Annotated in this window: 6 protein-coding genes; 2 read left to right on the plus strand and 4 right to left on the minus strand. The window is 69.8% G+C overall.

The window, feature by feature from the left end; all coding sequences use genetic code 11:
- Positions 1-1,906 (plus strand): FG-GAP-like repeat-containing protein (locus tag PKH97_RS11260; protein WP_324387532.1); only part of this gene is annotated, 1,906 nt, incomplete at its 5' end.
- Between the two features lie 10 nt (positions 1,907-1,916).
- On the opposite strand, the gene PKH97_RS11265 is transcribed toward PKH97_RS11260, so the two are convergent.
- The 4 genes from PKH97_RS11265 to pdhA form a co-directional block, all read right to left on the minus strand.
- Positions 1,917-2,582 (minus strand): hypothetical protein, encoded by a 666-nt coding sequence (locus PKH97_RS11265; RefSeq protein ID WP_324387534.1) that lies wholly within the window; start codon positions 2,580-2,582, stop codon positions 1,917-1,919.
- 463 nt (positions 2,583-3,045) lie between these two features.
- Positions 3,046-4,680 (minus strand): dihydrolipoamide acetyltransferase family protein, encoded by a 1,635-nt coding sequence (locus PKH97_RS11270; protein ID WP_324387535.1) that lies wholly within the window; start codon positions 4,678-4,680, stop codon positions 3,046-3,048.
- A gap of 35 nt (positions 4,681-4,715) precedes the next feature.
- Positions 4,716-5,687 carry an alpha-ketoacid dehydrogenase subunit beta gene (locus PKH97_RS11275; protein ID WP_324387536.1) on the minus strand — a complete coding sequence of 324 codons (972 nt, stop codon included), beginning with the start codon at positions 5,685-5,687 and terminating at the stop codon, positions 4,716-4,718.
- Complete coding sequence (gene pdhA, locus PKH97_RS11280) at positions 5,684-6,832, minus strand: pyruvate dehydrogenase (acetyl-transferring) E1 component subunit alpha (protein WP_324387537.1); 1,149 nt, start codon at positions 6,830-6,832, stop codon at positions 5,684-5,686. Before pdhA ends, PKH97_RS11275 begins: the two co-directional genes overlap by 4 nt.
- A gap of 300 nt (positions 6,833-7,132) precedes the next feature.
- On the opposite strand from pdhA, the gene PKH97_RS11285 reads away from it, so the two are divergent.
- Positions 7,133-7,570: a DUF309 domain-containing protein gene (locus PKH97_RS11285; RefSeq protein WP_324387538.1), complete on the plus strand. Its 438-nt coding sequence runs from the start codon at positions 7,133-7,135 to the stop codon at positions 7,568-7,570.
- The last annotated feature ends 87 nt before the right edge of the window (positions 7,571-7,657 follow it).

Consider the following 7,657-nt stretch of genomic DNA (forward strand, 5'->3'; position numbering starts at 1 on the left):
CGTGCCCGTCCCACGAGCGGCCGCTCTGCCCATCTCGCGAGCAGCCGGAGCGCCTAGCGGCCCGCCGACCGTCGCGGCAGACCGAGGCCCCACGATCGACCTGATCTGCGACGACATCGGCCGGGTCACGTTGACGCCCGACCCCGCCAGCACGTATGGCGCGCGGGTCGCCGACACCTCCGCCCTGGCGCTCACCGGCCGCATCGGCCTGACCGCACGCACGCCCGCGGGTCCCCAGATCACGGCGCCCGCCCAGGGCACCGGCTCCGCGTGCCACTCCGCGACCACCCGCCTCGTTCTCGCGCCGTGGCTGCGCGCGATCGGACGCGACGTCGGGGAGGGGGCAACGGCATACGGGCTCGGGACGATCACCGCGCACGTGCGGATCACCGCCACACCGACGCCACTGCCGGCGGACCCGAGCGCCCAGCGCTTCCCCTTCGAGAGCGAACTCGCGAGCTACATCCGCGCGCGCGGCGGCGAGGTCACGGTCTCGGTGCGACCGACCGGGAGCACCCGCCTGGAGAGCTACACCTATGGCGCGACGCGGCAGTTCACGGCCAGCATCGTCAAGGTCGGCATCATGGCCGCGGTGATGGATCGCGCTCAGCGACAAGGGCGTTCGCTCTCCAGCTGGGAGCGTTCGAAAATCGCGCCGATGATCCAGGTCAGTGACAACGACGCAGCCACCGCGCTCTTCGATGACATCGGCGGCGGCGCGGGCCTGAAGAGCACCATGCTCGCCATGGGCGCGCGCGACGTCATCGTCGACCCGGCCGGGCACTGGGGCCTGACGCAGACCAGCTCGCGCGACTGGGTCATGGTGCTGGGCCACTTCGCCGCGCCCGGCGGCCTGATCAGCGACACCAACCGCACGTATGCCCGTTCGCTGATGACCAGCGTCGCCTCCAGTCAGGCGTGGGGCATCACCGCCGGCCCGCCGCGCGGGTCAGTCGCGGTGAAGAACGGATGGCTGGCCCGCACGACCGGATGGCACGTCAACTCCATCGGCTGGAGTTTTGCGACCCCGGTGCCCTACCAGATCGCCGTCGAGACCCGGGCAACCGGCAGCACGCAGGCCTTTCAGCAGGCGACGATCGAGGGCGTCTCGCGGATCGTCTGGGCCCGTCGTGCGCAACTCGTCGGCACGACCCTCGGGGACGCCACGGGCAATGGCACCGTCGACCTGCTCAGCGTGAACTGGCAGGGCGCGATGGCCGTCCACTCCGGCGATGGGACGGGTGGCTTCGCCGCGCCCAGCCCACGCGGTGGCGACTGGTCGGGGTACTCGTGGTTCGGCTCGCCCGGCGACGTCGACGGGGATGGCCACAATGATCTCTACGGCGTGACCAAGACCGACGGCGACCTGGTGCTTTTCCGCGGGCTGGGGGCGGCGGCATACGCCTCTGGGGTGGTCGTGGCGAGCGGCTGGGGGCAATACCGGCTGGTGGCTGCCGTCGGCCGCTTCGACAACAACAGCTCCCCCGACCTGCTGGCGCTCGGGCCCGATGGCATCGTCAGCCACTTCGCCTGCGGCAGCAAAGGCAATGTCGTGCTCAAAGCCACCCTTGGGCGCAATCTCGCTGCGGCACAGAAGCTTTTCCAGGTCGGCGACGTGACGGGCGACGGCCTGGGCGATGTCGGGATCGTCGACGGGACCGGCCAGTTGTCGATCTGGCGCTCGTCCGCGACCGGCTTCGCCAAGGTGCGGGACCTGTGGAAGGGCTTCGACGCCCGGCGGCTGATCGCGAGCCCGGGTGACCTCAACGGCGACGGCGTCACCGACCTGGTGACGGTCACCAGGGACACCGGCGCGATGACGCGTTATCTCGGGCGGGGCGATGGCACGTTCACCGGGGGCGTCGCGCTGACGACGAGTGGCACGGCATACGCGCTGCTGTGGTGACCGGGCTCGCTCAGGACCGCTTCCAGTCGAGCGGGAAGGCGTTGGCCAGGAAGAGCCTGTTCCGCGTGCCGTCGGGCTTGATGAAATAGGTCGACCCCGGCGTCTGCGGCGTGCCAAGCCCTCCTTGGGCGTACGCGATCAGCAGGCCGTCGGGCGACCAGACCGTCGACCACTGATTGTCTACCTCCGGGTTGCACCTGGTGACATCGGTGGCGCTGTGCGCCGAGACTGCGGCCTTCTGGATGCAGTTGTAGTCCGTCTGGTGACCGCCGGACTTGTCCGCGTTGAGCACAAAGGCCGAGCCGCCAGGATTCCAGTCGTACGAGAGCGCGTCGACACTCCAATAGTTGGCGCGCGCGGCACCCGTACTACCGTCGATCAACTTGGGCGCCCGGCCGACGTTGCCGTCGAAATAGTTGACACCCTCGGTGATCAGGATGGTGTTGTTGACCGGGCTCCAGCGCGGGGCGAAGTAGTCCCAACGCTCGCTGCCGTCGCCAGCTAGACGGGAGTTGGTCAACCGGATCGCGCTGCCATACGGTGCGCTCGCGTTGAGGCGGTAGACGTCGTAATAGGAGACGCCGTTGACCCTACGCTCGCCGGTGAACGCGAGCTTGCTGCCGTCGCGCGACCACGAGGGGTCGGTCTGGGACAGGGCAGAGGTTGTGACCCGCACCTCTGCGAGCCATCGGCCTTCATGGTCCACACGTCGTCGTTACCCGAACTGCGATCGCTGTAGGCGATCTTCGTCCCGTCCGGGGAGAACTGGGCGTTGGTGACCGTGCCGCTTGTCGTCAGTTGACGCAAGCCGGCACCGGTCGGGAGGACCGTGTAGAGGTTGCCGCCGCGCCCAAAGAGCAAGGCCCCATCGGCGGGGGCGGGTTGAGCCGATGCGGTACTGGTACCGACGCCGGCCGCGGCGGCGAGGGCGGTCAATGTGGTCGAGACGAGAGCGAGATCCAAGCGACGGGAACGCACCGATCCTCCTGATGTCCGGACGGCCCGATCACGACTCCGTCGCACGCGTCCGTGGGTCCGGTTGCCCCGCCGATCCGGCGTCGGAGCACAGCATTTCAGCGGCAGCGCCCGCTGTCATCGGAAACTGAATAATCCCTGAGCGCGTTGACCCCAATCGCGCCCTACCCCCAGACCAGTCCGCGCGCCGGGTCGGCGAGGATCGCGGCGACGTCGGCGAGGAAACGCGACCCGAGCTCGCCGTCGACCAGGCGGTGGTCGAAGGAGAGCGCCAGCGTCGTCATCCACCGCGGCTCGATCCGCTCGTCGGCGCCCGACCCGACCACCCACGGCTTGCGGGCGATCGTCCCGAAGGCCAGGATCGCGGACTCGCCGGGGTTGATGATCGGCGTGCCGGCGTCGATCCCGAAGACCCCGATATTGGTGATCGTGATCGTCCCGCCGCTCATGTCGGCCGGTTGGGTCTTGCCCTCGCGCGCGGTCGCGGTCAGCTCGCCGATGGCGTCCGCCAGCTCGCGCATGGTCATCAGGTCGGCATCCTTGACATTGGGCACGAGCAGCCCGCGTGGGGTCGCCGCTGCGATGCCGAGGTTGACGTAGTGCTTGACGACGATCTCTTGGGCGGCCTCGTCCCAGGTGGCGTTGACGCCCGGATTGCGCCGCACGGCAACGCACATCGCCTTGGCGAGCACCAGCAGCGGGGTGACCTTGACCTCGCGGAACTCGCGGTCCTTCTTCAGCCGCTCGACCAGTTCCATGGTCGCGGTGACGTCCACGTCGACCCACTCGGTGACATGCGGCGCCGTGAAGGCCGACCCGACCATCGCCGCCGCGGTGACCTTACGCACCCCCTTGATCGGCGTGCGCTCCTCCCCGCGATTGCCGTATGCCGTTGCCGCACCACGGTTTTCGGCTCTCGGACCGCTCGTCCCGGCTCCCGCGGCCGTGGCAGCGCTGGTCGCAGCACCGGCACCGTCCGTCGCGCCTCCGGCGGCAGCGAGCACGTCCTCGCGGGTGATGACGCCGCCGTCACCGGAGCCGGCGATGTCGACGAGGTCGACTCCGAGGTCCTTTGCGAGCTTGCGCACGGGCGGCTTGGCCAGCGCCCGCATCCGGGCCTGGACCTCGGGCGAGTGGTCGGTCAACTCGGTCAGTGGGCGCCGGTCACGCAGCACGTGCGTGGAATGCGCGGCGACGAGTTCCCCGACGCCGCTGCTCGCGTCGGCGTGGACGGACTGCTTGACCGCCGGCTCCTCGTCCGGGTAGTGCGCGACGGTTTGCAGCAGCTGGGCCTTGCGGCGCGGGCGGCGCTTGGCCTCGGTGTGCTTGACGCCATAGCCGACGAGCACCGGGGTGCGCTCCGGCTTCGCCGGAGCAGCGGCAGCCTCCGAGCCGGCCTGATCAGCCGAACCAGCCGATTGCGCCGAGCCCGACTGTCCCACAACGGTTTCCGACTGCCTGACCCCCGGTGCGCCAGCCGTGGCCGTGGGCGCCGCGCCGGTCGCGGCGGCACCCGGCCCCTGCGCTGCACTACTCCCACCGTCCGCTGGCAACGACCCACCCGAGCCGTCGTCGATGACGATGATCGGCGTGCCGACCTCGACGGTGGCGCCCTCGTCGACGAGCAGCGCGGCGACCACGCCGGCATACGGGATGGGCAGCTCGACGATCGACTTCGCGGTCTCGACTTCGACGACGATGTCGTTGACTTTGACGGTGTCGCCGACGGCGACTCGCCAGGTGACCAGGTCGGCCTCGGTCAGGCCCTCGCCGGGATCGGGGAGCTTGAACTCACGCATGGAACGTCATACCTCCGGACGGATTCGTTGAGCGGTCAGTGCGCGAGCACACGGTCGACGGCGTCGAGGACCCGGTCGAGATCGGGCAGGAATTCTTCCTCGATCCGGCTCGGCGGGTAGGGCACGTTGTAGCCGCCCACGCGCAGCACCGGGGCCTCCAGCGAATAGAAGCACTCCTGCTGGATCTGGGCCGCGAGCTCCGCGCCCATCCCGAGGAAGGTCGCGGCCTCGTGCACGACCACGCACCGGCCGGTCTTGCGCACCGACGCGAAGATGGCGTCGGTGTCCAGCGGTGTCAGCGAGCGCAGGTCGATGACCTCCAGCGACTGGCCCTCCTCCTCGGCGGCCTGGGCCGCCTGCAGGCAGGAGCGCACCATCGGGCCATACGCCAAGACGGTCACATCGGTGCCGGGTCGAATCACATTGGCGCTGAACAAATCTCGCGATGGGGCCGCGCCGACCTCGCCCTTGTCCCAGTAGCGGCGCTTGGGCTCGTAGAAGAGGATCGGGTCCGGGTGGGCGATCGCCTGCTGGATCATCCAGTGGGCGTCGTCGGGGTTGCTGCACGCCACGACGCGCAGCCCCGCGGTGTGCGCGAAGTAGGCCTCATTGGACTCGCTGTGATGCTCGACGGCACCGATGCCGCCGCCGACGGGGATGCGGATGACCATCGGCAGCGTGACATTGCCCAGCGATCGCGCGTGCAGTTTGGCGACCTGGCTGACGATGTGGTCGAAGGCGGGGTAGACGAAGCCGTCGAACTGGATCTCCACCACCGGCTTGTAACCGCGCAGCGCCATCCCGATCGCGGTCGCGACGATGCCCGCTTCGGCGAGCGGGGTGTCGATGACCCGGTCCTCGCCGAAGTCCTTTTGCAGGCCCTCGGTGATCCGGAAGACGCCACCGAGCTTGCCGATGTCCTCCCCCATGAGCAGCACCTTGGGGTCGGCTTCCATCGCGGCGCGCAGGCCGGAGTTGAGCGCCTTGGCCAATGTCAGGGTGCTCATGATGCGTGCGCCCCCTCGAAGCTGCCGAGGTAGTCCTCGAGGCGCTCGCGCTCGGCCGTCATCACCGGATGATCATCGACATAGACATGGTCGAACATCGACAAGGGGCTCGGGTCCGGCAGGGCCAGGCAGCGCTCCCGCAGATCCGCGCCGACCGTGTCGGCTTCGGCATCGCAGGCGTCGAAGAAGACCTGACCGACGCCGTAGGACCGCGCCAACAGCGTCCGCAACCGGGCGATCGGATCGCGCAGCTTCCACACTTCGACCTCGGCGGAGACGCGGTACTTGGTCGGGTCGTCGGAGGTCGTGTGCGCGCCCATCCGATAGGTGAAGGCCTCGATCAGGGCCGGCCCCTGCCCGTCGCGGGCGTCGTCGAGCGCGGCCTTGGTCACGGCATACGTCGCGAGGACGTCGTTGCCGTCGACGCGGGTGCCGGGGAAGCCGTAGCCCTTGGCGCGCTGATAGATCGGGACGCGCATCTGACGCTCGTTGGGCTCGGAGATGGCCCACTGATTGTTCTGGCAGAAGAAGACGACCGGCGCGTTGTTGACCCCAGCGAAGACGAAGGCTTCCCCGACATCGCCCTGGGCGCTCGCCCCGTCGCCGAAGTAGGCGATGACGGCCGTGTCGCGGTCCGGCTCGCCGGTGCCGACGGCGTGATCGCGCTGGACGCCCATGGCGTAGCCGGTCGCGTGCAGGGTCTGGGCGCCGATGATGATCGTGTAGAGATTGAAGTTCTTCTCGAACGGGTTCCACCCGCCGTTGTGCACGCCGCGGAACATCCCGAGCAGGTTGAGCGGGTCGACCCCGCGGCACCAGGCGACGCCGTGCTCGCGATAGGTGGGAAAGGCGAAGTCCTGCGGCCGCAGGGCGCGGCCGGAGCCGACCTGGGCGGCCTCCTGGCCGAGGCAGGGCGCCCACAGACCGAGCTCCCCCTGACGCTGCAGCGCGGTGGCCTCGTTGTCGATCCGGCGCACCAGGACCATGTCCCGGTAGAAGCCCTGGATGTCCTCCTGCGTCAACCCGTCCACGATGGGGTCGAAGCGCTCGTCACTGACGCGCTCGCCCTCCGGGGTGACCAACTGGACCATGTCCGGCCCGCCGTCCCGCGGCTCGATCCTCGGCGTCCTCGCCTGCTCCGGCATCTCGCTCCATTCCCCACCCGTGTGCGGGGGTGTCCGCCGGCCGGGTGCTTTATGTCGAATCGCCGGCGTTGGCTGCGTGGGTGCCGGGGGTGACCGGTCTGCCTGCGGGCCTCGGTGCGGCGGGCGTCACGACCACGTCGTCGTGGCCGCGTGTGCATGCTGCGTCGCCCCTAACCTACCGCGCGCGACCCCCGGACCTAACCCCTGCTCGCAGCAGTTAGGTGTCCTACAACAGGGTCGACCCTGCTGGACGTCACCTACCCTGTGCTGAGTGCCGCCGCACGCGGAAGGAGTGCCCGTATGCCGCCCGCTCCCGCCCGCGACCGCGACGCCTCCGGACGCGCTCGCCAACAACGCCCGCGCGACGCCCTCGGCCGCCCGCTCGCCTATGGCGCCGTCGGTGTCGAGCCTGTCTCCGAGGAGCCCTTGCCCCCCATGGAGACCATCGCCGCTGCCCGGGCGCTGTTGCGCGAGGGCCGCCCGTTCAGCGCGCACGAGGTCCTGGAGGCCCGCTGGAAGGCCGCTCCCGAGGGCGAGCGCGACCTATGGCAAGGCCTGGCCCAGATCTGCGTGGGCCTGACCCACGCCGCCCGCGGGAATGCCACGGGCGCCGCAGCGCTACGCGCCCGCGGCGCCGCCCGGCTGGACACGTATGCCGTGGGCGAGGGAACGGCATACGGGCTCGATGTGGCGGACATCGCCGCCCGCGCCCGTCGCGCGCAACCGCCTTGGGATTGAGAGCCCGACGACGTCAGCAGGGGCGCCAGGTCTGGCCACCAGGGGCATAGCACCGTGGCCCGGTGTAGCCGGGATAGCCCCCGCTGG

It is taken from the genome of Nostocoides sp., from assembly GCF_035343835.1.
GTDB classification, from domain to species: domain Bacteria; phylum Actinomycetota; class Actinomycetes; order Actinomycetales; family Dermatophilaceae; genus Nostocoides_A; species Nostocoides_A vanveenii.

Excerpts from the sequence above, each read along its gene's own strand:
- PKH97_RS11270 (WP_324387535.1), bottom strand. The coding sequence starts at position 4,680 with ATGCGTGAGTTCAAGCTCCCCGATCCCGGCGAGGGCCTGACCGAGGCC.
- PKH97_RS11275 (WP_324387536.1), bottom strand. The coding sequence starts at position 5,687 with ATGAGCACCCTGACATTGGCCAAGGCGCTCAACTCCGGCCTGCGCGCC.
- pdhA (WP_324387537.1), bottom strand. The coding sequence starts at position 6,832 with ATGCCGGAGCAGGCGAGGACGCCGAGGATCGAGCCGCGGGACGGCGGG.
- PKH97_RS11285 (WP_324387538.1), top strand. The coding sequence starts at position 7,133 with ATGCCGCCCGCTCCCGCCCGCGACCGCGACGCCTCCGGACGCGCTCGC.